Source organism: Pseudomonas sp. BRG-100 (genome assembly GCF_000737955.1).
GTDB classification, from domain to species: domain Bacteria; phylum Pseudomonadota; class Gammaproteobacteria; order Pseudomonadales; family Pseudomonadaceae; genus Aquipseudomonas; species Aquipseudomonas synxantha_A.
The window spans coordinates 3,985,386-4,008,613 of sequence record NZ_JPRX01000001.1 but is presented as its reverse complement, the minus strand read 5'-3'; the positions used below and the strand labels follow the sequence as shown (position 1 = coordinate 4,008,613).

General features: G+C 60.9%; 21 protein-coding genes. 15 read left to right on the top strand and 6 right to left on the bottom strand.

Annotated elements, in window-relative coordinates:
- Positions 1–42: 42 nt before the first annotated feature.
- A complete protein-coding gene (locus tag JH25_RS09555; protein ID WP_032879232.1) occupies positions 43–2,121 on the bottom strand; it encodes a mechanosensitive ion channel family protein in 2,079 nt (692 codons plus the stop codon).
- A gap of 269 nt (positions 2,122–2,390) precedes the next feature.
- Between JH25_RS09555 and JH25_RS09560 the strand changes: the two genes are divergently transcribed.
- From JH25_RS09560 to JH25_RS09575, 4 genes are read left to right on the top strand one after another with little or no spacing between them, the layout of a single operon-like run.
- Positions 2,391–3,317 carry a DUF72 domain-containing protein gene (locus tag JH25_RS09560; RefSeq protein WP_032879230.1) on the top strand — a complete coding sequence of 309 codons (927 nt, stop codon included), beginning with the start codon at positions 2,391–2,393 and terminating at the stop codon, positions 3,315–3,317.
- Positions 3,314–4,090: an endonuclease/exonuclease/phosphatase family protein gene (locus JH25_RS09565; protein WP_032879229.1), complete on the top strand. Its 777-nt coding sequence runs from the start codon at positions 3,314–3,316 to the stop codon at positions 4,088–4,090. The genes JH25_RS09560 and JH25_RS09565 overlap by 4 nt, the downstream gene beginning before the upstream one ends.
- Positions 4,087–5,349: a cardiolipin synthase ClsB gene (gene clsB, locus JH25_RS09570; RefSeq protein WP_032879228.1), complete on the top strand. Its 1,263-nt coding sequence runs from the start codon at positions 4,087–4,089 to the stop codon at positions 5,347–5,349. The genes JH25_RS09565 and clsB overlap by 4 nt, the downstream gene beginning before the upstream one ends.
- Positions 5,339–6,295, top strand: coding sequence for a lysylphosphatidylglycerol synthase domain-containing protein (locus tag JH25_RS09575; RefSeq protein WP_005791882.1), 957 nt, complete (start codon positions 5,339–5,341; stop codon positions 6,293–6,295). The genes clsB and JH25_RS09575 overlap by 11 nt, the downstream gene beginning before the upstream one ends.
- Before the next feature lie 3 nt (positions 6,296–6,298).
- On the opposite strand, the gene JH25_RS09580 is transcribed toward JH25_RS09575, so the two are convergent.
- The 3 genes from JH25_RS09580 to JH25_RS09590 form a co-directional block, all read right to left on the bottom strand.
- Positions 6,299–7,054 (bottom strand): alpha/beta hydrolase family protein, encoded by a 756-nt coding sequence (locus JH25_RS09580; protein ID WP_032879226.1) that lies wholly within the window; start codon positions 7,052–7,054, stop codon positions 6,299–6,301.
- A complete protein-coding gene (locus tag JH25_RS09585; protein WP_005791884.1) occupies positions 7,044–8,153 on the bottom strand; it encodes a DUF3182 family protein in 1,110 nt (369 codons plus the stop codon). The genes JH25_RS09580 and JH25_RS09585 overlap by 11 nt, the downstream gene beginning before the upstream one ends.
- 171 nt (positions 8,154–8,324) lie before the next feature.
- Positions 8,325–9,296, bottom strand: coding sequence for a GlxA family transcriptional regulator (locus JH25_RS09590; protein ID WP_032879224.1), 972 nt, complete (start codon positions 9,294–9,296; stop codon positions 8,325–8,327).
- 96 nt (positions 9,297–9,392) lie between these two features.
- Here JH25_RS09590 and JH25_RS09595 point away from each other — a divergent pair, with 96 nt between their 5' ends.
- The gene (locus JH25_RS09595; RefSeq protein WP_032879223.1) at positions 9,393–9,956 is read left to right on the top strand and encodes a cysteine hydrolase family protein; all 564 of its coding nucleotides are present in this window, start codon (positions 9,393–9,395) and stop codon (positions 9,954–9,956) included.
- Positions 9,957–9,977: 21 nt separating this feature from the next.
- Here JH25_RS09595 and tam read toward each other — a convergent pair whose 3' ends face one another.
- Complete coding sequence (gene tam, locus JH25_RS09600) at positions 9,978–10,739, bottom strand: trans-aconitate 2-methyltransferase (protein WP_032879221.1); 762 nt, start codon at positions 10,737–10,739, stop codon at positions 9,978–9,980.
- Positions 10,740–10,825: 86 nt separating this feature from the next.
- Positions 10,826–12,295 (bottom strand): aminotransferase-like domain-containing protein, encoded by a 1,470-nt coding sequence (locus JH25_RS09605; protein ID WP_032879220.1) that lies wholly within the window; start codon positions 12,293–12,295, stop codon positions 10,826–10,828.
- A 315-nt stretch (positions 12,296–12,610) separates the two neighbouring features.
- Here JH25_RS09605 and JH25_RS09610 point away from each other — a divergent pair, with 315 nt between their 5' ends.
- The 10 genes from JH25_RS09610 (at position 12,611) to JH25_RS09650 (ending at position 23,166) form a co-directional block, all read left to right on the top strand.
- Entirely contained in the window at positions 12,611–13,618 is a 1,008-nt protein-coding gene (locus tag JH25_RS09610; protein ID WP_032879218.1) for an SGNH/GDSL hydrolase family protein, read from the top strand.
- A gap of 119 nt (positions 13,619–13,737) precedes the next feature.
- Positions 13,738–15,942 (top strand): iron-containing redox enzyme family protein, encoded by a 2,205-nt coding sequence (locus JH25_RS09615; protein ID WP_032879217.1) that lies wholly within the window; start codon positions 13,738–13,740, stop codon positions 15,940–15,942.
- A 17-nt stretch (positions 15,943–15,959) separates the two neighbouring features.
- The gene (locus tag JH25_RS09620) at positions 15,960–17,003 is read left to right on the top strand and encodes a hypothetical protein (protein ID WP_005791891.1); all 1,044 of its coding nucleotides are present in this window, start codon (positions 15,960–15,962) and stop codon (positions 17,001–17,003) included.
- Between the two features lie 13 nt (positions 17,004–17,016).
- Positions 17,017–17,640 (top strand): LysE family translocator, encoded by a 624-nt coding sequence (locus JH25_RS09625; protein WP_032881200.1) that lies wholly within the window; start codon positions 17,017–17,019, stop codon positions 17,638–17,640.
- A gap of 89 nt (positions 17,641–17,729) precedes the next feature.
- Complete coding sequence (locus JH25_RS09630) at positions 17,730–19,571, top strand: carbamoyltransferase family protein (protein ID WP_005791895.1); 1,842 nt, start codon at positions 17,730–17,732, stop codon at positions 19,569–19,571.
- A gap of 31 nt (positions 19,572–19,602) precedes the next feature.
- Complete coding sequence (locus tag JH25_RS28710; RefSeq protein WP_005791897.1) at positions 19,603–19,746, top strand: hypothetical protein; 144 nt, start codon at positions 19,603–19,605, stop codon at positions 19,744–19,746.
- Positions 19,747–19,772: 26 nt separating this feature from the next.
- On the top strand, positions 19,773–21,092 hold the full coding sequence (locus tag JH25_RS09635) for an aspartate aminotransferase family protein (protein ID WP_005791898.1): 1,320 nt from the start codon (positions 19,773–19,775) through the stop codon (positions 21,090–21,092).
- 66 nt (positions 21,093–21,158) lie between these two features.
- A complete protein-coding gene (locus JH25_RS09640) occupies positions 21,159–21,761 on the top strand; it encodes a formyltransferase family protein (protein WP_005791900.1) in 603 nt (200 codons plus the stop codon).
- 77 nt (positions 21,762–21,838) lie between these two features.
- Entirely contained in the window at positions 21,839–22,468 is a 630-nt protein-coding gene (locus JH25_RS09645) for a LysE family translocator (RefSeq protein WP_005791901.1), read from the top strand.
- A gap of 86 nt (positions 22,469–22,554) precedes the next feature.
- A complete protein-coding gene (locus tag JH25_RS09650; RefSeq protein WP_032879215.1) occupies positions 22,555–23,166 on the top strand; it encodes a LysE family translocator in 612 nt (203 codons plus the stop codon).
- The last annotated feature ends 62 nt before the right edge of the window (positions 23,167–23,228 follow it).

The window sequence follows — 23,228 nt, the reverse complement described above, 5'->3', positions numbered from 1 at the left end:
GGAGGGGGCTTGCTCCCGATGGGGCCGGAACAGCCACTCTCATCATTGCGGCCTGGCTTGCTCGGCCTCTGGCTCATCCTCCTGCGCCACACGCTTGGGCAACAACACCTGCTGTGGATAAGTCTGCGCAAAATGCACCTCGTCACAGTTATCCACAAGCTTTTTCAAGCGCTGATTGAACGCTCGACTCACCGCATATTGCCCACCCGATACCGTGCGGAATTGCGCCGTGAGCACCACGCCATTGAGGTCCATCTTGTCCACGCCGAACACTTCCAGTGGCCCTTGCAGGTTGTACTTGAGGAACACGTCGTCACGAATCGACTGGCCTGCTTCACGGATCAGCTCCACGGCCTTGTCCACGTCGGTGTCGTAGGTGAACTGCACCGAGAAGAACGCATAGGCGAATTGGCGCGACTGGTTGGTGACCGCCTTGATCTGCCCGAACGGTACCGAATGCACAAAGCCCTTGCCGTCGCGCAGGCGCAGGGTGCGGATGGTCAGGCCCTCGACGGTACCGGCGTGGCCGGAATCGAGCACCACCCAGTCGCCGATGGAGAGCGTGTCTTCGATGATGATAAACAGGCCGGTGATCACGTCCTGCACCAACTGCTGGGAGCCAAAACCAATCGCCAGGCCGACCACCCCCGCACCCGCGAGTAACGGCGCAACGTTGATACCCAGATTGGCCATGGTGGTGATCGCACAGATAACCACCAGAATAATTTTCACCGCATTACGCAGCAGCGGCAGGATGGTTTTGACCCGAGTACTGGGCTGGCGGCTGGAACGTTTGTTCACCGGGGGCTTGAGCGCTTCCTGAATCGCCGTATCGAGCACCACCCAGAACAGCCACGTCATCAGCAGGATCAGGCCGATACTGCTGAGCGAATCGCTGATCGCCCGGCCCACTGAGTTGCGTTGGGCGAACTCGAACAGCGACACGCCCCAGATACGCCCCAGTATCTCGATAAAAGCGATGGCCATCACAATGCGCAATATCGCGTGCAACAGGCTGAGAAAGCGCTCCTTGTAGGCACTGCTGCGCTGTATCGCCACTTGGCTGCGCGACTTGAACAAGTGTTGCAGCACCGTGCTGAGAAATACCGTGCCGATCAGCAGGATGGTGGTCAACAAGGCGCAGCGCAGGGCCTTTTGATTATCGTCGCCGGCACCGATCAAGTTGATCGCCGAGACCAGTACCATCAACAGGATCGGCCAATACCACAGCCCGGAAAATACCCGCAGCGATTGCTGCAACGCCGGATGCTTAAGGCGCTGCGCCAACGGCCGGTTACGAATCAAATGCGCCACCGGGCGACGTAGGCGAACCACCAGCACACCGAAGATCACTGTCGCGAACAGCCCGGTAAACACCGCAACACTGCTGGTGATGTTGCCGCCCAGCTGCCGGGCGATCTGCGGGCTGGTGAGCGCGTCGCTGAGAGCGGCAAGGAAGCCGATCAGGAACAGCGGTTTGGGGCAATAGTCGCGAATGATCTGCACCGCCGGGCGCTTGTGGCCGACATTGAACATGACGATCACGCACAGCAGCATGGAGGTGGAAAAGATGCCGCTACTGGTGGCGTAGGCAAAACACAGCGCCAGTGCCCGTCCTACGGAAGAGGCGAGAAAATGGCTGACATACAGCGTCAATGGCAGGCAGATAACCGCAGGGATGGTGTAAGGCACCACATACCCCAGCACGCCCAGCAAGCGTGCCCGCCGGCGAAAAAAGGCGCGCAGGCTCAAGCGCCGCACGATAAAGCGCCCCAGTAACGTCAGCAGCGCAAAAGCACCCACCCAAACGGCGGATAACAGCAGGAAATCCCCGGCCACACTCCACGGCGAGCGTGCGGCGGTCTGGTCGACCAGCCGCCCGACTTCATTCGCGGCCCGGTCGGCCCGCAGGCGCCACTCGTCGATAAAGTTCTGGTTCAGATCGAGCTTCTGCTGCACATCATCAATGCTGGAACTGATGGCCCCGAGCAGGCCGCCCTCCACCAGCAACTCGGGCTTGGCCGCCGCGTCGGACTCAGGCGCGGTGGCAGCAGCTTGCAATGCGCCGCTGCCGCAGAACAGCAGCGCCCCTAGCAGTAATGCAGTCTTTAAATTCAGCAAAACAGCGGGCTCCTTCAGAAGGGTCTGTAAGGAACTGACGGGTTTGAGCCTTGATCGTTCCCTGTGTTTGCGGGCATGTGATTCAAATTGCGGGAGGGGGCTTGCTCCCGATAGCAGGCTGTCAGTCAACAACTTCATGACTGATGCACCGCTATCGGGGGCAAGTCCCCTCCCACATTTCGCACCCCGTACCGTCTGTAGGAACGTGGAAACTTTCAGCCAAATATCGCAGTCATCCCATAACGCACCCCACCTCCACAGGAGCAACCATGGCGGCGATTCATATCGGCATTTCCGGCTGGCGCTACACGCCCTGGCGCGGGGACTTCTACCCCGACGGGCTGACCCAGAAACGCGAGTTGCAGTTTGCGTCACGCGCCGTGAGCAGCATTGAAATCAACGGTTCTTTCTATGCGCTGCAAACCCCCAAGCGCTATGCGCAGTGGTACGCCGATACGCCTGAGGGATTCATGTTCAGCGTCAAGGCGCCACGCTATGTCACGCATATCCTGCGCTTGCGCGAGGTGCACAAGCCCATGGCCAATTTCTTCGCCTCCGGGGTACTGGAGCTCAAAGAAAAACTCGGCCCCATCCTTTGGCAGTTCCCGCCCAGCTTCAAATTCGACGTCGCACTGTTCGAAGCCTTCCTGGCCGATTTACCCACCAACACCCAACAGGCCGCCGCCCTCGCCCGCCAGCACGAGCCGCGCCTGAACGGCAAGGCAAGCATGAAAGCCTATGGCAAAAAACCCTTGCGCCATGCCGTGGAAATTCGCCACATGAGCTTTGCGGTACCGGAGTTTGTGCAGCTGCTGGACAAGTACGGTGTTGCCCTCGTAGTGGCTGACACCGCCGGCAAGTGGCCCTATATCGAAGACGTCACCGCCAACTTCATGTACCTACGATTACACGGCGACAAGCAGCTCTACGCCAGTGGCTATACCGATGAAGCGCTCAAACGCTGGGGTGACCGTATCGAGCGCTGGGCGCACGGCAAACAACCGGCGGATGCGCACCTTGTCGCCCCGCAACGCAAACCCCGCGTGCGTAAACAGCGTGACGTGTTCTGCTTTTTCGACAATGACATCAAGGTGCGCGCGCCTTTCGATGCGCGCCATTTGTTACAGCGCTTCGGGCTGGACAAGCACCTGCTCACGGCACCCGGGCAGTTGCCGGAACCGGGAGTGTTGCCATGACTCACCCCGAGCTGATCCCCGTGCCCCCCACCACCGCCATCACGCGTTTTACCGTGCTGACGGTGAATATCCATAAAGGCTTCACCGCCCTGAATCGACGCTTCATCCTGCCCGAACTGCGCGAAGCGGTGCGCAGCGTCGGTGCCGATATGGTGTTCCTGCAAGAGATCCACGGCACCCACGAGCGCCATCCCCAGCGCTATAGCGACTGGCCGAAGATGCCGCAGTACGAATTTCTCGCCGACAGCATCTGGCCGCAGTTTGCCTATGGTCGCAATGCGGTCTACCCCCATGGCGACCATGGCAACGCGCTGCTGTCAAAATTCCAGATAATCCGTTACGACAACCTCGACATCTCCCAAAGCGGCCATGAGAACCGCGGCCTGCTGCATTGCGTACTGCGCCTGCCGGGCGGCGAACGCGAGGTGCATGCCATCTGCATCCACCTGGGCTTGCGCGAGGTACATCGCCAACAGCAACTGCGCTTGCTTGAGCAGCGTATTGGCCAGATCCCGGCGGATGCGCCCCTGGTGGTCGCCGGCGATTTCAATGACTGGCGGCAAAAGGCCGACCTGAGTCAAAGCGGCCTGCAGGAGGTGTTCATCCACGCCCACGGCAAGCCTGCGCGTACGTTCCCGGCACGCCTGCCGTTACTGCCGCTGGATCGCATCTATGTGCGCAACCTGACCATCCACAACCCGCGCGTGCTCACCACGCGGCCGTGGTCGCACCTGTCAGACCATGTGCCCCTGTCGGTGGAGATTGAGTTATGAGCATTGCGGTAGAACATATCGCCACCGACCAGCCGCCGGATGACAGCAAGGCCCGCGACCTGGACTACGGCTGGCAGAGCGGCAATCGTGTGCAATTGCTGGAAAATGGCGAGGCCTATTTTCCCGCGGTGTTCGAGGCCATGCGCGACGCCCAGCGGGAAATCCTGCTGGAGACCTTCATCCTCTTTGAAGACAAGGTCGGTCATGAGCTGCAAGGCATTCTCATCGAAGCGGCGCAACGCGGGGTCAAGGTAGTGGTCAGCCTTGACGGTTTCGGCTGCGGCGAACTGAGCCCGGCCTTTCTGCGCGCACTGGCTGAAGCCGGCGTGATCGTGCAGATGTTTGACCCGGCATCCAAAACCCTCGGCATTCGCACCAACTGGTTTCGTCGCCTGCACCGCAAGATCGTGGTGGTGGACGCTAGCGTGGCGTTTATCGGCGGGATCAATTTTTCCGCTGATCACCTGGGGGACTTCGGCCCCGAAGCCAAGCAGGATTACGCGGTACAGATCATCGGCCCGGCAGTGGCCGACTTGCACCATTTCGCCCTCGCCCAAAGTGGCCGCCAGGTGCGCGCCCGTAGAGGTTGGCGCCGACGCCAGCAACGGCCTTCGCCATGGGCAGACGAGCACGGCGACGGGATGGTGCGCCTGATTTATCGCGACAATATCCAGCATCGCGACGACATCGAAGAAGCCTATATCCACGCCTTGAGCCAGGCCCGGCAGCGGGTGGTAATTGCCAATGCCTATTTCTTCCCCGGCTATCGCTTGCTGCGCGAGATTCGTAACGCAGCGCGCCGGGGCGTGCAGGTGCAGTTGATCATGCAAGGCCAGCCCGACGTGCTGCTGGCCAAGCTGGCGGCGCGCATGCTCTACGACTATCTGCTCAAGGATGGCGTGGTGATTCACGAGTACTGCCAACGCCCGTTGCACGGCAAAGTGGCGCTGGTGGACGACGAATGGAGCACCGTTGGCTCAAGCAATCTCGACCCGCTGAGCCTGGCGCTGAACCTGGAAGCCAACGTGCTGATTCGTGACCGCGCCTTCAACCAGCAGCTGTACCAGAGCCTGGAAGCCCTGGCACGAGACCATTGCCAGACCATGCCGGCCAAGCGCAAGCCGCGCCTGTGGTTGTGGCGCCTGACCGTGGGGTTTCTGGTGTTCCATGTCATGCGCCACTTTCCCGCGCTGGCGAGTTGGTTGCCGGCACACAAGCCGCGTTTGAAACCCATTGAGAGTCCGGCCCATGACGTCTGAGAAAAACGGCTCACGGTTCCAGCGCTGGAAGAAGCCCCTGACCATTGCGTTCTTCCTGCTGCTGATCGTGCTCTTCACCCTGCTTGCCCGGCGCATCGACTGGAGCGAAGTGCTGCAGACGTTGAGCGACTTCAAAGTCAGCACATTGCTGATCGCCGGCGCCCTGACGCTGTGCAGTTTTATCGTGTACGCCTGCTTCGATCTGATCGGCCGGACCTACATTCGCCAGCCCCTGCGCTGGAAGCAGATCCTGCCGGTGGGCATTATCAGTTATGCGTTCAACCTCAATCTGAGCGCCTGGGTCGGCGGCATCGCCATGCGTTACCGGCTGTATTCGCGATTGGGGGTAAGCACCAGCAATATCGCCAAGATCCTCGGCCTGAGCCTGGCCACCAATTGGTTCGGCTATATGGCCTTGGCCGGGGTAGTGTTCAGCAGCGGGCTGGTCACCTTGCCACCGGGTTGGAAGCTCAGCACCGGCGCTCTGCAAGGTGTGGGCGTGTTGCTGGTGATCGCGAGCCTGGGTTACCTGGCGGCGTGCCGGTTTTCGAAAAAACGTGCGTGGTCGATCCGCGGCATCGAGATCAATTTGCCGTCGCTGCGCATGGCCTGCCTGCAACTGGCCCTGGGCGCCTTGAACTGGTCACTCATGGCAGCGGTTATTTTTACCTTGCTGCCCGCCAAACTCGATTACCCGCTGGTATTGGGCGTGTTGCTGATCAGCGCGATTGCCGGTGTGGTCACCCATATACCCGCCGGGCTTGGGGTGTTGGAGGCAGTGTTTATCGGGTTGTTGCAGCATGAGGCGTCGCGCGGGAGTCTGCTGGCAGGGTTGATCGCGTATCGGGCAATCTACTTTATTTGCCCATTGCTGATTGCGTTGGTGATGTACCTGGGGGTGGAGGCCAAGGCCAAGGCGTTGCGGGTGAAGAAGACACCCGCTTAACGTCTATCGGGATTGGATAATGCTCAACCGCTCACCCACTACCATTTCGGTAATCCAGTCCACCAGGATCGAGGTATAGGCCTGTTGCGACACCGGGTCGCTCAACGCATGGTCCGCGCCGTCGATGATGCGGTGGGTCAGGGAATGAGTCTGCTGGCACGCCGCGCGATAACTCATGATGGTGGCATGGGGCACATGGTCGTCGGTTTCCGACTCCACAATCAGCACATCACCGGTAAATTGCGCGCAGGCGTGCAGGGCACGGTTGGTTTCGGCACGTACCAACGTGCCGCGGTAATCCATCAGGTCGGCTTTATCCAGCTCACGCTTGGGCTTGAGCCATTCCTGGTCGCGATACAGCGCGGGCACCCGCAGCGCCAGCCAACGCACCGGGCGCAACGAAGTGAGAATCGCCGCCAGGTATCCACCATAGCTGGTGCCCACCACCGCCACTGCCGAGGTGTCGATGGCCGGGTGGGACAGCAGCCGGTCGTAGGCGGCCAACAGGTCGCGCAGATTGTCTTCGCGGGTGACGCGCGATAAGGGAATGCCGGTGCCGGCGTGCCCCCGCAGGTCGAAGGTCAGGCATACACAACCCAGCCCCGCGATGCCTTTGGCGCGTTCCAGGTCGCGCTCCTGGCTGCCGCCCCAACCGTGCACAAACAATACGCCGGGCACTTTGGACTTGGGGCTGAGGAATGTCCCACTCATCTGTTCGTCATCTACATCGATACTGATGCTCTCGCTTCTAGCCGTCATAAGATTGAACCGTCACATACTTGAGAAGAAAGTCGCTGTTTTCGGCCGGGCCTCGGTACACCTCAATGGCATCCGCCGGCAGCGCTTGATCCACGTAGGTTTCCACCGAGGACACGCGGATGGCCTTGAGGCTCGGGTTGTTGATGAAACTCTGCAGCGCCGCGACTTCCGCGCTGCTGGCCCCGCCCATGCGCCAGGACTGTTCGAGCACGCCGCTACGGCGCTGGCCGTTACTGTCCAGGCCCTGGGCGATGTCGTAATTGCGCCGCGAGGCGTAGAACCCCGGGTAGGCTTCGTCGGCAGCATTATCGAAAACCCGGGCTTGCTCGATGGCTTGCCGCACATCGTCAGGCAGGGCCAATTGCAGCAAGTCTTCATAGTAGCCGGGCACGACCAGCAGGTTGGATCCGCCGTAGACCTCCTCGCCCTGCCCGTCCTGGGTCAGGTATTGCTCGCCGCAATAGCTGAATACGTGCTCACCGATAAAGCTCTGGCCCACGCTGTGGGTAACCACGTCGTGCAGGTCTTGTTCCAGCACCACGCCGGCGCTGAACAACTTTGCGGCGTCAGGACGCGCCACTATCGCGTCGAACTCATCGAGACTGTGGATAACTTCCTGGCCCCGTCCAGCACAGGCGTGCACCGGTTTCATACGGATCGGGCCACTATAGAGCAAGCGCGCGGCGGCGGGCTTGGCGTCTTCCAGGGCGAACACACTCAAGCCATCCAACACAACGTCGCGTACGCGCTCGCAGAAGATCGGCGACCAACCTTCAGGTGCCTTTGCTTCAGGGCTCAACAGGCCGTGGCTGATCGCTTTGGTACAAATGAAATCGTGATCGACATAGCCCCCCCACAAATCTTCCGGCCCTCTGACGTCAAGCTTCAACGCCAGGGCGGGACCGACCAGAGTTTGCGTGGGTAGCAGGTACAGCTCGCGACCGGCGTGCATCTGGGGGTCGTAACTGCCACCGAACTTGAGCCCCAATATCTGCGCCAGCCAGCGGGCCAATGCGCGGTTGGTTTCAACCTCATGCAATGGCGCACCTTCGCGCGTCGAGTGTGCGACCACCAATTTGTTGCGATTTGTCGGGGTCATGCGTCCCCCTTGGCTATCCCGCCATGTGTGTGGTGGGAAAGTTGCAGGGATCAGGCCAACGCGGCTTTGTGAGGGATGTTTATCAAATCAATGAGTTGCACTAAAAGCGATGGCAGTTAGCCTGCTCTATTCTGCACGACGATGCCCCAACCCCCCTGCGTTCTGCACGATTCAAACGCCAAACCGGGTGCGGTAGTCGCTGGGGGTCAAGCCAGTAATCTTCTTGAAGAGTGCACGAAAAGCGCTGGGGTCCTGATAACCCACGGTCCAGGCGATGTGGTCGATCGTGCCGTTGGTGAACTCCAGCATCTGCCGCGCCTTGCCGACCCGCAGATGCTGGCAGTACTCGGTGGGTTTAAGCCCCGTCGCACTGCGAAAACGGCGCAAAAACGTGCGCTCTTCCAGGTTTGCCGCCTGCGCCATCGCCCCCACCGAAACATCCACTGCGCCACTGGCTTGCAGCCAATGCTGGACCTTCAGGATCGCACTGTCGCCATGCCTGAGGATCGGCGCAAAGTTGCTGCCGCACTGGCTGGCACTGTCGCGGTGTTCGATCACCAGAAAACGCGCAGTGTCGGCGGCGACACTGGGCCCCATCAGCCGGTCGACCAGGCGCAGGCCCAGTTCGGACCAGGCCATCAGCCCGGCGGTGGTGATCAGGTCGCCGTCATCGACGATGGGCTTATCCGCTTCCAGGCGCACTGCCGGGTAACGGGCCGCGAAGGACTCCGAGGACGACCAGTGAGCGGTGGCGCTACGCCCATCCAACAGACCGCTACGCGCCAACATGATCGAGCCAATGCACACACCGCCAAGCACCGTGCCGGCAGCATGCTGCTGGCGGATCCACTCCAGCAGTGCGGGCGGCGCCTGGTCTTCGGTGAACTCGCCAATCGACGGCGGTACCAGCAGAGCCATCATCGGTTGGGCCGGCGACGGGTGGCTGTCGAACACGCGCGCAGGCGTGCCGTGGGCGTCCACCTGCCAGTGGCTGACCCGCAGCAGCGGCAGTTGCGCAGATTGGTACTCGGCGGCGATGCGATTGGCGACCCCGAACAGGTCGGTCAGGCCATGCACGGCGGCCAGTTGCGCGCCCTGATAGATCAATACACCCAGTTCGAGCGTCGCGCGTTCCACGGCCATTGTCAGTTTTCCCCCTGTTATTGTCGGTGCGCCCAATTCTCAACCTCGGCGCCAGCTAAGATACTGGGCCCATCAACCCATCAGGAGGCAACATACATGGCCAAGCAAGCGCTCATCCTAATCGATATCCAGAACGACTACTTCCCTCAGGGCAAGTGGCCGCTTGACGGCGTAGAAGCCGCGGCGGACAGGGCGGCGCAGGTGCTACAGGCATTTCGACAGGCAGGCGATGCGGTGATTCATGTACGCCATGAGTTTGAAGGCGACGACGCGCCGTTCTTCACGCCCGGCTCCGACGGCGCCCGCTTGCACGACAAGGTGTTGAACGAGGGTGATGAACCGGTAGTGCTCAAGCATTTTGTGAATGCGTTTCGCCAAACCAACCTGCGCGAATTGCTGGAGCAGCGCAGCATCACCGATCTGGTGGTGGTCGGCAGCATGAGTCATATGTGTGTGGACGCCGTGGTGCGGGCGGCGGCGGACCTGGGCTATAAGGTCACGGTGATCCATGACGCTTGCGCTACTCGCGATCAGGAGTTCAACGGCCAGGTGATTCCAGCGGCGCAGGTGCATGGGGCGTACATGGCATCCCTGGCATTTGGCTATGCGGGCGTCATGTCGGCGCAGGAATACCTGCAGGCGCAAACGGCGGCCGCGTGACCGCCACTTACGCCGATCACTTTAGCGTGTCGCGATGATGAACAGACGCGGAAAGGGCAGCAACACAGTGCCATCGGCCAGGGCTGGATAAGCCTGGGCAATTCGCGCCTGGTATTGCTGCAGGAAGGCGGCCTTTTCATCGTCGGTCAACGGCGCAAGAAAGGGCCGCAATGCCGACGCCTTGAACCACTCCACCACCGCCGCATGATCCGCCAACGGGTGCTGATAGGTAGTGCGCCACACATCCACCGTACTGCAGTGCTTACTCAGCAACTCGTAGTAGTAACTCGCGGTGTGCCGCTCATTGTGTTTGACCGCGCCGATCTTCGCCGACCATGGGCCGTCGGCCGCCACTTCGCGGGCCAACCGGTGGGCGGGCTCGTCGAGATTGTCCGGGGTTTGCACCGCCAGCGTACCGCCAGGGTTCAGTTGTTTGACCAAGTGCGGGTATAGCGCGGCGTGGTCGGGCAGCCATTGCAGTGAGGCATTGGCCAGAATCACATCGAATTTTTGTGCTGGATTCCAGGCGCCGATATCTGCCAGTTCGAAGCTCAACGCCGGCAAGCGCTCGCGGGCGTCGGCCAGCATGTCGTCGGAGCTGTCCATGCCGGTGACTCGCGCTTGGGGAAAGCGCTCGGCCAGTACCGCTGTGGAGTTGCCCGGCCCGCAGCCCAAGTCGACGGCAGTGCGCACGTCGGTTTCGGGAATCGCCGCCACCAGGTCACGGACCGGACGAGTGCGCTGTTGTTCGAACAGGGTGTACTGCTTGGCAGACCAGGTCATCGCTGCTTTCCTTCTTGTCAAAGAGGGCTACAGCCTAATTCTTGTGATCCTTGAGAACAAATGCCGCCAAGTGAGCACGCAGCCGATCAAAACGCAGAGGGCTGAGGCTGCCATTGTTGCGCGGTGAGGGGGTTGTCCAGCTCCATCTGTATCAACTGGCCAACGGTTTGCCCGACCTTTTGCACGGCCATCTCGACCTTGCGGGTGGGTGGGTTGGCGAAGTTCAGCCGGATGCAATTACGGTATTTTCCCGCTGCCGAGAAAATATTGCCGTTGGCCACCTGCACATCCTGCGCTTCCAACAGCCGGTTGAGGGCGTAGGTATCGAACTCCCCGGGCAATTCGACCCACAGCGTAAAGCCGCCCTGAGGCTGGCTGACGCGGGTCCCCACCGGGAAATAGCGGTTGACCCACTCACTCATCAGATCGCCGTTGCGCTTGTATTGCTTGCGCATACGCCGCAGGTGCAGCTGGTAATTACCCTTGGCGATAAATTCGGCCACGGCCAATTGCGGTTGGGTGACGGTGGCGCCAGAGCCGATGAACTTCATATGCAGCACCTGGGGCAGGTAACGCCCCGGGGCGATCCAGCCGACGCGCAGGCCAGGGGCCAAGGTCTTGGAAAACGAACTGCACAACACCACGCGGTTGTCTTCATCGAAGGACTTGAGCGAGCGTGGCCGCGGATAGCGATGCGACAGATCACCGTAGATATCGTCTTCGATGATCGGCACGTCAAAGCGTTGGGCCATGCGGATCAGCTTGAGCTTGCGCTCGTCGGGCATGATGTAGCCCATGGGGTTGTTACAGTTGGCGGTCAATTGGATGACCTTGATCGGCCACTGCTCCAGGGCCATCTCAAGGGCTTCCAGGTTGATGCCGGTCACGGGGTCGCTGGGGATCTCCAGCGCCTTGAGACCGGCCGCCTTGAGGATCTGCATCATCCCGTAATAGCTCGGCGAGGCGATCGCCACGATATCGCCGGGCGCGCAAATCGCACGGATTGCGGTAGACAGGGCTTCCTGACAGCCACTCGTGACAATCAGGTCGGCCGGGGTCAGGCGAACACCCGCATCGATGGACAGCCGGGCGATCTGTTCGCGCAAGGCCAATACACCCTGGATGTGGCTGTATTGCAGGCTGGTGTTGTCGCTGCGCCGGCTGATACGGGCCATGGCGGTCAGCAGCGGCTTGAGGGTCGGCACGCTGATGTCCGGCATACCGCACCCCAGTTGCACGATACCGGCGCCTTGATCGAGGCGTATCAGTTCCTGGACCATGTCCCACTGGGAAATGTCCACCGGCCGCAGGATGGGTCGGCCCATCTGTGGCAAAGGTGCCACGCGCCGGTCCGACGGCACGAAATAGCCCGACTTGGGACGCGATACCGCCAACCCCGAACATTCCAATACACGGTAGGCCTGTTGCACGGTCGTCAGGCTGACGCCGTGCTCATGGCTGAGGGTGCGTACAGATGGCAACCGCTCACCGGGCCCGTACAGGCCCTGCTCGATGCGGCTGCTGATGAATTCGGCGAGGTTCAGGTAAAGAGTCATAGGCCCGACTGTAGCTTCTGATCTGTCGCTTAAGAAGTTACAGATTGGCCTTTTTTTGAAAAATTTTCAGCATAAAACCCCAATCTGTATTCAAAAGATTGAGTTCTGCTGTATCTGCAATACACGTCGTCGCCTTGGGATGATAGGTCCCATAACAGTGCACGAGACCTTTGACAAGGTTGGTACAAAGTAGTCACAAAATAGTAAAGCAGCACTGTACGCACCAAATTTTCAGAAATGCCCTACAAAGCAAGCACCTGACAAACCAACCAGGTGTTTGAATCTGCCCAGCGAATACCAAATGGATCAAGCGCTATGACGACAAGGACGACGCTCACACCGCAGATGGCCGAGTACGAACAGAAATTCACCGATGCCGGTGAAGTTCGATGGCTGCCCTATTTGATGTACTTCCACCCCACTGACCATGCTTCCCCCGTGGTCAATACCGATTCATCCGGCTTTCGCTACTCCGAGTCATTGGGTACCCGCTATTCGGTGGTCGACGGTATCAAGGGTAATGGCCCGGTACGCCTGTTGGCGGGCAGCTCCACCGTGTTCGGCATTGGCGCCAGCGCCGACAGCTGGACCCTTGCTTCGCGCCTCACGAAGAACGATCCCCGTGGCCAGCGCTGGATCAATTTCGGCGGCCGCAGCTTCAACTCTACCCAAGAGCTGGTGCTGTTCACCCTCAACCGGCACCACCTGCCCAAGGTGGATGAAATCGTGCTGTTCTCCGGTTTCAACAACCTTGGCCTGGCACGTCAGCCTCACGCCTATCGGGGCGAGCACGGCGCGTTTTTCAACTGCCATCAGTTTTTCGATGCCTTGACGCCACAGCAGCCGACCGCCAGCAACTGGAGCCTGTCGAATCTGTTCGGCAAGCCTCAGGAGCCCGAGCAACCCACGCCGCCGTCGATGCAGGAACAGATCGACTACGCCGCCAACCTGACCTTGCAGCACCTGGATATCTGGCGCGCCCTGGCCACCGACATGGGTGCGAAGCTGACGTTCATCCTGCAACCGCTCGCCGGCTGGGTCCGCGAGACCGGCAGCCATGAGGAAGAGCAACTGTTTGCCGAACTCGACCAACTCGGTAATTTCACCGAGGTGTATGGCGACATCCTGCAAACCTCGGTGCGCGAAGCCTACGCCCAGCGCTTGCGCGACGGGGCGCGGGCCATGGGGGTGGAGTTTGTCGACATCACGCCATTGCTGGCCGAGGCACTGGGCCCGCAAGACTGGCAGTTCGTCGACCGCATCCATTTCACCGATGCCGGCAACGACCTGGTTTCAAAACTTATTCTCGATGTCACCCGCTAAAAGGACTTGCACATGAAATCCATCAAGAAGTTTTTCCAGCGCCTGTTTGGAAAAAAGAAGAAGAAACCTGACTCCTCCATTTATCCGATGTTCTGACGCGGCACTGGAAGGTAATGGCTATGGATGGCTCGATTCCAACACGCATCCCCGCAGACGACAGGTGGCGCGAACTCTATCGTTTGGCGCTGGAGCCTGAATGTTTCCTGGATACGGAGTACCTCGACACCCTGCTGGGCAAAGACGTCGAGCCGGTGCAGTTGCCGCTGCTGTCACAGCGGATCGATGCGTGGCAGTCAGAACAGGCGTCGGCGTATGCCGGCGCCGCCACCGCCGCCGTCGAACAGCACAACGCCCGCGCTTTTGCCCAGGCATTGGCGGTTTATTCGGCACCGATGGCCTCGGTGCTCGGCTGCTGGCTGCAGGGCCTGAGCGCACCCGGGGTATTTGAAGACCCCGCGCAGCTGCGCCTGATGCAACTGTTTGCCCATGACATCGGCGTCGGCTACCCGAACGCCTCCCGCGGCCATCACTTCAACGCGTTGTTGGGCCAGCTACAGCTGACCACCTACGCCTTGGCGCCGGCGCAATTGGCGACTCTGCCGGACCTGCATGACGACGCGTTCGAACTGCCCGCGCTGTTGCTTGCCCTCAGCCGGCGCAGCGATGCCTACGGTGATGAACTCTGCGGTGTCGATTGGGCCTTGCGCGCCGTCGGGCTTTGCCCGGGCTGGGCAGCCATGGGCCAGCTTGAAGGGCTGGCGCTGGAACTCGGCCGGCTGGATCTGAGCGCGTCATTCCCCGGCCTGGAACCGGCTTCGTTGCGCCATATCAGCCAATGGGTCGCGCACCGCATCATCGAGCAGGGCGAAGAGCGCCAGGCCCGTCTGCTACGCGGCGCCAACTGGCTGTTCGGCGCGCTGCAACGCTGGAATGCGCGGCTGTATAACGCCTCGCTGACCGCCACTTCGCCCCAACAGGCCATGGCGCATTTGATGCAGCGTCTGGCGCGGGTGGGCGCGGTGTATCACCAGAGTTACCTGATTGAAGGGCGCAGCCTGGCGCTGTGGATCGAAGAAGCGCAGCGCGACCCGTTGCCCCTGCTGGATGTGCTGTCGCGCAGCCGTTTGATCGTGCCGGGCAACTCGAAAAAAAGCCTGCTGGTCACCAGCCTGGTGGCGCCGACCGGGCGCATGTTCCGCATCTTCAGCGAGGCAGACTTGAGCGTGATTCGCCAGTGGATCGACTGGTTGCCCCAGGCTGGCGCCACGCCGCAACTGCCACGCCAGCCAGTCGACAGCGCCGCCACGGTGCCCCGCCCTGACTCAGCCAGCCCTGCCGACACCGGACACTGGCCCAAGAGCCTGCGCGAAGCCTATTTTGTCTTGCAGGGGCGTGCGCTGCAGCCGGCCACCCGCCAGTTTGCCCATGCCTATGTGAGCCGTTGGCTTGAGCGTTCGCGCCAGTCGCTGAAGACGTCCGAGCGCCAATTGCCCGACCAGTGGGGCCCCAATGTGCTGCGCGCCTGGTTGCTGGACAAGCATGACCAGAACGGCCAACAGTTCGATGACAGCGACCCGGCGCAAATGCCCAGCCGTGAAGAAATCATCGAGTCGACCCTGCAACTGGCGCCGCTGACGCTGATCGACGGTGCGTGGCTGCAAGGCTTTACCGACCTGGGGCTGGCGTCTTCCCACGTGGGCTACACCCTGTTCCAGACCTATTGGGATGAATTGGGCAACGGCATCGAGGCGCTCAATCATCCAAAAATTTATCGCGATGGCCTGCGTGACATGGATTTCGAACTGGCCCCCACCGGTAGCCGTGAATTCGCCGAAGACCCGCGCCTGGAGGAAGACTCCTTCCGCCTGCCCGTGTATTGGCTGTGCCTGGGCAAACTGCCGATGACGTTCATGCCCGAAGTGCTCGGCATGAACCTGGCGATGGAGCTGTCCGGCGTGGGCGGCAGCTATCGTTCGGCGCGGCGCTTTTTACGGCACTACGGGTTCAGCACGGCGTTCGTCGACCTGCACAACACCATTGATAACGTGTCCACCGGACATTCGGCCTGGGCTGCCGATGCGATCGATGCGTACATGCGTGCGTTGACCAGTGCCGAACAGGTCGCCGCGCAATGGCAGCGCGTGCGCGTGGGCTATGAGTCCCTGGCGCCGATGCCAGGCAAATGGGCCTCGATGTTGCGTCGCTTGCGCCTCTCATCGGCCGACCATGTACTCCCGCGCCCAACCCGCACAGCGGCTTCAAAAGGCTATCTGCATCACTTGCCGATCACGCGGCAGGTATTGCTGCAAACCCACGAACAATAACGCCACGAGGAGCAATTATGTCTTTGGTAGAAGTGCATAACGAATGGGACCCCCTCGAGGAAATGATCGTGGGTATTGCCCATGGCGCACGCGTGCCGCGGCCGGACAAGGGCCTGTTCGCCCTCGACTACAGCGAGCACCACGACTCGCCCAATGAGATTCCGTCAGGGCCTTACCCCGAACAACTGGTTGAAGAAGCACAGGAAGACCTGGACGCCTTTGCCGCCTTCCTGGTCGGCCATGGGGTGACCGTGCGCCGGCCCAAAGAGACTTATCACGCGGCACTGTTCGGCACCGGCGACTGGAAGACCGACGGCGAATACAACTACTGCCCAAGGGACGTTCTGCTGCCGATCGGCAAAACCATCATTGAAGCGCCGATGGCCTTGCGCAGCCGTTACTTCGAACCTTTTGCCTACCGCGAACACCTGCAGGCGTACTTCGCCAGCGGCGCCAACTGGATTTCCGCGCCCAAGCCGGAACTGCCCGACAGTACCTACCGGGTCAACCCGCGCGAGGGCTCGATCATCGCCAACGATGAGCCGATTTTCGATGCCGCCAACGTGCTGCGCATGGGCCGCGACATTCTTTACCTGGTGTCGCGCAGCGGTAACCGCATGGGCTACGAGTGGCTCAAGCGCGTGCTCGGCGACCAATACCGCGTGCACGCCCTCAGCGGGTTCTACGACGGTACGCACCTGGACACCACCATCACCCTGGTGCGTCCAGGGCTGGTGGTGTTGAACCCCGAACGCATCGGCAAGGATCAGGTGCCCGAAGTGTTCAAGCACTGGGACATCATCTGGGCCCCCGACATGGTGGACACCGGTTACTGCTGGTCGTACCCGCGTGCCTCTATCTGGCAGGGCATGAACTTCATCATGGTCAACCCGTCGCTGGCGGTGATCAATGACCAGCAAGTGCCGCTGATTCGCGCACTGGAAAAACACGGCATCGATGTGGCACCGCTGAAGATGCGCCACGCGCGCAGTCTGAGCGGCGGTTTCCATTGTGTGTCCGTGGACATTCGTCGACAGGGCACGCTGGAAGATTACCGTTGAGCAGGGCATGACCATGCAGGCACTGGATTACTACTCGATCGTGCTGTTCGTGATTGCCACCTGTGTCACGCCAGGCCCGAACAACGTGATGTTGATGTCGTCCGGGGCCAATTTCGGCATCGGCCGTACCTTGCGCCATGTGGCCGGTATCAACATCGGCTTTCCGCTGATGCTGGTGGCGGTCGGGTTGGGGGCCGGGGCGGTGTTCCGCCAGTACCCGTGGTTGCATGACGGCTTGCAGGTGGTCGGCGCGTTGTACCTGTTGTTCCTGGCGTATCAGATTGCCAGTGCCCCCACCACCGATCTGGGTGACCAATCAGGCAAGCCTTTGGGGTTCACCGCTGCGGCGCTGTTCCAGTGGGTCAACCCGAAAGCCTGGGTGATGGCGGTGGGCGCAGTGCTGGCCTACACCTCGCCCTTGGGCTCGTACACGGTGCAGGTGTTTCTGATTGCGCTGTTGTTTTTTGTATTCGGTTCACCGTGTTCGATGGTCTGGGTGTTTTTCGGGCAGTACCTGCGGCGCTTCCTGACCCAGCCACAACGTTTGAAGGCGTTCAATATCACCATGAGCCTGGTGCTCGTGGTGTCCTTGATCCCGGTTCTACGAAGCCTGCCATTCGCGCAATGGTGGTCTTGATACGCAGAGAAGGTTGCCTACACGCCAGCAGTTCGATTGGCGCAGGCGACTCCATGGATTGGCGGAATGTGATGAGGATGCACAGTTAAATGGCTAATTATGTTTTAGGGATTTCTGCCTTCTACCACGACAGTGCTGCCGCCCTGGTCAAGGACGGCGTGCCCGTCGCTGCCGCCCAGGAAGAGCGCTTCACTCGCGTGCGCCATGACCCGGCGTTCCCGGCCCAGGCGATTGCCTATTGCCTGGACGCCGAGGGCATCAGCCTGGATGACCTGGAGGCGGTGGTTTATTACGAAGACCCCCAGGAAAAATTCTCCCGGGTGATTTCGTCGTTTGCCAGCGGCGGCATCGGCGGCGCACGTACGTTCATCAATGCGATGCCGGAATGGATTCGCTGGAAGTGGAACGTGCTCAAGTTCGTCGACGAGCAACTCGAAATCCTGGGCCGGGGCAAGGCGCCGCGCACCCAGGCTTCCCAGCATCACCGCTCCCACGCGGCGGCGGCGTTTTACCCGTCGCCGTTCAAGAACGCGGCGGTGTTGTGCATCGACGGCATCGGCGAATGGCATTCGACCACGATCTGGCACGGCCAGGGCACCAATCTTGAACTGAAAAACTCGATTTCCTACCCCCATTCGGTGGGTTTGCTGTATTCGGCCATGACCTACTATTGCGGGTTCAAGGTCGATTCAGGGGAATACAAGCTGATGGGCCTAGCGCCCTATGGCCAGCCGATCTACGCCGACAAGATTCGCGACGAGCTGATCAATATCCGCGAGGACGGCTCGTTCACCCTGAACATGAAGTACTTCGAGTACCTGCGCGGTGAGCGCATGGTCGGCGAAGCGTTTGAAGAGTTGTTCGGTGGGCCGATCCGTCAACCCGAAAGCCCGATCTCACAGCGCGAGTGCGACCTGGCCGCGTCGATTCAAAAAGTCACCGAGGAAGTGGTGCTTGGCCTGGCCACTGCCGCGGTCAAGCAGACCGGCGAGCGCAATCTGTGCCTGGCCGGTGGCGTAGCCTTGAACTGCGTGGCCAACGGCGTGCTCAGCCGCTCGGGGCGCTTTGATTCTATCTGGATCCAGCCGGCGGCCGGTGATGCCGGTTGCGCCCTGGGGGCGGCGTTGGACTTTGCCGTCAAGCACAGCGGTCGTCCGCACCTGGAAGGTGGCAAGTCTGATGCCATGAGCGGCAGCCTGCTGGGGCCGGGCTTTGGCGACGAAGAAATCGCCCGCTTCCTGCTGGAAAACCACTACCCCTTCACCCGCTATGACGACGCCGGGCTGTATGACCAGGTTGCCAGTCGCCTGGCCGAGGGCGCGGTGGTGGGCTGGTTCCAGGGGCGCATGGAGTTTGGCCCACGAGCCTTGGGCGCGCGTTCGATTCTCGGCGATGCACGCAACCCCGAGATGCAGCGCACCATGAACCTGAAGATCAAATACCGCGAGTCGTTCCGCCCGTTTGCCCCGGCCGTGCTGGCCGAGGACGCCGGCAACTATTTCGATATCTGCGAAAAAAGCCCTTACATGCTGATGGTCGCGCCGGTCACCGACTCGATCAAATCCCAGCAGTCGCGGCAAGAAGGCGGCCCGGAGCGCGGGCTGGGCAGTATCAACAATATTCGCTCGCAATTGCCGGCGGTGACCCACGTCGACCTGTCGGCACGGGTGCAAACGGTGACCGAGGAAAACAACGCACCGTTCACCTACCTGCTGCGCAGTTTCAAGGAACGCACGGGGTGCTCGGTGCTGGTCAATACCTCGTTCAACGTGCGCGGTGAGCCCATCGTGTGCAAACCCGAGGAAGCGTACGCCTGCTTCATGCGCACCGAAATGGACGTACTGGTTTTGGGCCGTTACGTGCTGGAACGCCCCGGCCAACCGGCCTTCGTCGAGGCTGTGGACTGGCGCAGCGAGATCCCGCTGGATTGATCCTTACCTTTAACTCAATGGAGCTTTTACCGTGCTGAGATTTCTTGCGTTTCTGATGTTTATCGTCGTGTTGCTGCCCATCGGGCTGACGCGTTCGGTGTTTCACTCTTCCCGTTTCGGCCGGCGCTTTCACCAGGCGCCGACAGCCTGGGATCACGCTGTGAGTAAACGGTAACGCCCATTGCCTGAGGAACTGCGCCCATGTCAAAAGTGATCTACAAGAACCTCAACAGCTCACCGATCCTGGCGGTCGGCGGGAGTGGGGTTTGGCTTGAGGATGCAACGGGCAAACGCTACCTCGACACCTGCGGCGGTGTCGCAGTGTCGAGCCTGGGCCATGGGCACCCGCGGATCGCCGCGGCATTCGAGCGCGAAGCGAAGAAACTGGCCTGGGCCCATGCGGGCAGCTTCACCACCGCTGCCGCCGAGGAGCTCGCTGAGCGCCTGGTGGCAGCCAGTGGCGGCCTGGCGCGTGCGCAGTTCTTGTCCGGCGGCTCGGAGGTGATGGAGCTGGCGATGAAAATCGCTTACCAGTACCAGTGCGAGCGCGGCTTGCCCGACAAATCAGTGTTCATTTCCCGCCAGCAGAGCTATCACGGCAGCACACTGGGCACCTTGAGCATCTCCGGCAACCCGCAGCGCCAGTCGGTATTCGGTCGACTATTTGCACCCGCCGAGTTCGTCTCCCCCTGCTACGCCTACCGTGATCAACGGCCCGACGAAAGCCAGGAGCAGTACGCCACACGCCTGGCCGATGAACTGGACGCCAAGATTCGTAGCCTGGGCAGTGAAAACGTCGCGGCGTTCTTTGCCGAGACCGTAGTGGGCTCCACCAACGGCGCGGTGCCTGCGGTGCCCGGTTATTTTCGCAAGATCAAGGCGGTGTGCGAGCGCCACGATGTGCTGCTGATCCTTGATGAGGTGATGGCCGGCATGGGGCGTACCGGGCAGCTGTTCGCCTATACCGACGACGGCATCGTGCCGGACATGGTCGCGGTCGGCAAAGGCCTGGCGGCGGGTTACATGCCGATCTCGGCGCTGTTGATCAGTGACCGGGTGCATTCGGTGATGGCCCGTGGCTCGGGTGTACTGGGCAACGGCCAAACCCATGTCAACCACCCGCTGGCCTGCGCCATTGCCCTGGAGGTACAGCAAGTCATCGTCGAAGAAGACCTGCTGACGCAAGTGCGCCAACGGGGTGAGCAACTGCGCGTCTGGCTCAGGGAAAGCCTGGCTGACCTGGATATCGTTGGCGATGTGCGCGGGCGCGGATTGTTCGTGGGCGTCGAGTTTGTCGAGAGCCGTTCCACCAAGGCGCCATTCAGAGGCGGCGGCGCCTATGCCGCGGCCCTCAAGCAAGAGGCGCTGCAACGCGGCCTGCTGATTTATCCCGGCAGCGGCACAGTGCAAGGCACACAAGGCAATCATGTGCTGTTCGCACCGCCGTTTATCACCAGCGAAGGGGAACTGGGGCAAATGGTCGAGCGCTTCAATGCAGTGGTCAGGGCTGTCGCCTACTAGCGATCGAGCGGGCTTACCGGGGGACGGTCGTTGTCACCCACATTAGCTGGAAAGGGAGAAATGAAGATGCAGACGATCGAACCATGCAAGGACAAAGTCCTGCTGTCGGTGTGCACTATGGACTGGTGTGATCACGGCGTGGAATTCGCCAAGACCGTGTTCTCCAACCTCGAGGTATTTTGCTGGGACCCGGGCGATCCCTACCCTTATCACCTGGATGATTGGGAAGGCGACTGGATCATCTCCTACCGTGGCGACTTCATCTTCCCGCAGAGCATCTACAAGAATGCCCGCAAAGGCGCGATCAACCTGCACCCGGCGCCCCCCAAATATAGGGGCCTGGGCAGCCAGCATTACGCGATCTACTACAACGATGAAACCTACGGTTCGACCTGCCATCACCTGGCCCCTTCGGTGGACAGCGGGCAGATCATCGATGTGGCGCGCTTCAACGTCGCGCCCGCCGAGACGGCTTCCTCGCTGCGCCTGCACGTGGGCGCCTATTGTCTGCAGCAGTTCATTCACCTGCTCACCGACTACATCCTGCAGGGGCGGCCATTGCCGGTCTCGCCGGAAAATTGGGGCGAGCGCCTGTACAAGCAATCGGAACTCAAGCCCTGGATGGAGAAGATTCGCGCCCAAGAGCCGGATCATCGTTGCTTCAAGTAGCTTTTTTGACCATCACTTCAAGCCGCGGTGGCTTGGGGTGCTCACTGCGCGCTGGCGCCACGGGTATGAGTGCACCTATGTTTGAGTTTTCAAGTTTTGCAGCGGCACTGGGGGTCTACGTGATCGGCACCGCCAGCCCGGGCCCAGGCAACCTGGCCATCGCCAACACCTCCTTGAACTACGGGCGCACACCGGGCCTGGCGCTGGCGGCGGGGGTTATTTCCGGGTCGTTGTGCTGGGGCGCGATGACCGCTGCCGGCGTGTCGGCGCTGTTAATGTCCAACACCCAGATCATCCTGTGGCTGAAGGTGTTCGGCGCCTGCTACCTGTTCTTCCTGGCCTGGAAGTCGGTGCGCAGTGCGCTGGCGCATAACGCCACGACGGTGGCCAAAGCGCGAGCAAAACAGACGCGCAACCTGGGCTTCTATCTACAAGGGTTGGGCATTCACCTGACCAACCCCAAGGCGGCCTTGACCTGGTTCACCGTGACCACCGTGGGGCTGAGCGTCAACGCACCGGCATGGGCGAGTTTTGTGCTGGTGGCGGCCTGTGCGTTGTTGGGTTTCCTGATTTTCTGCACCTACGCCCTGGCGTTTTCCGCCCATTCGGCAGAACCTTTTTTTGCCCGGACCCGCAAGTCCTTCGGGCTGATTTGCGCAGCGTTCTACTCGATGGTTGCCATCGGCTTTCTCAGTTCGTTGCTCTGACTCCAACTTTAAGTGGCCTCCGTACACCTGTAACCGCGAAACCCGAGTGGCAGGTGACGTGCTAAGGCCCGTTCCAGGAAAAAACCATGTCCTTGTCGTTTGATTTGATGCTGGCGTTTGCTTTATTTGCGTTTGTCACGTCCGTCACCCCGGGCCCCAATAACGCCATGCTGCTGGCCTCAGGGGTTAATTTCGGCTTCCAGCGCACCATCCCGCATATCCTGGGCATCAGCTCCGGATTCCTGGTGCTGGTATTGGCGGTGGGGCTTGGGCTGGGCGCGGCGTTTACCGCCTATCCGGTGCTCTACACCATCCTGCGCTACGCGGGCGCGGCTTACTTGCTGTACCTGGCGTGGAACATCGCCCGTTCGGGCCCGGCATCCGAAGACACTGAAGGTAAAGGCAAGCCTCTGGGGTTCTGGGGCGCGGCGGCGTTTCAATGGGTCAATCCCAAGGCGTGGGTGATGGCAATCGGTGCAATCAGCACCTACACACCGTTGCAGGGCTACACCATGAACGTGGTGATCATCGCTACGGTGTTCGCCCTGATCAATGCGCCGAGCGTGGGGGTTTGGGCAGGATTCGGCAGTGTGTTGCGCAACGTGCTGCGCAACCCGCGCTGGTTACGCGTGTTCAACTTCGGCATGGCGGCGTTGCTGGTGATATCGCTGTATCCGTTGCTGCAGCAGACGAGCTGAGTTCCGGCGCTGTATTTTTTGCACCACCAAGATCTGCGCTCATAAAAAAAAGCGAAGCCAAA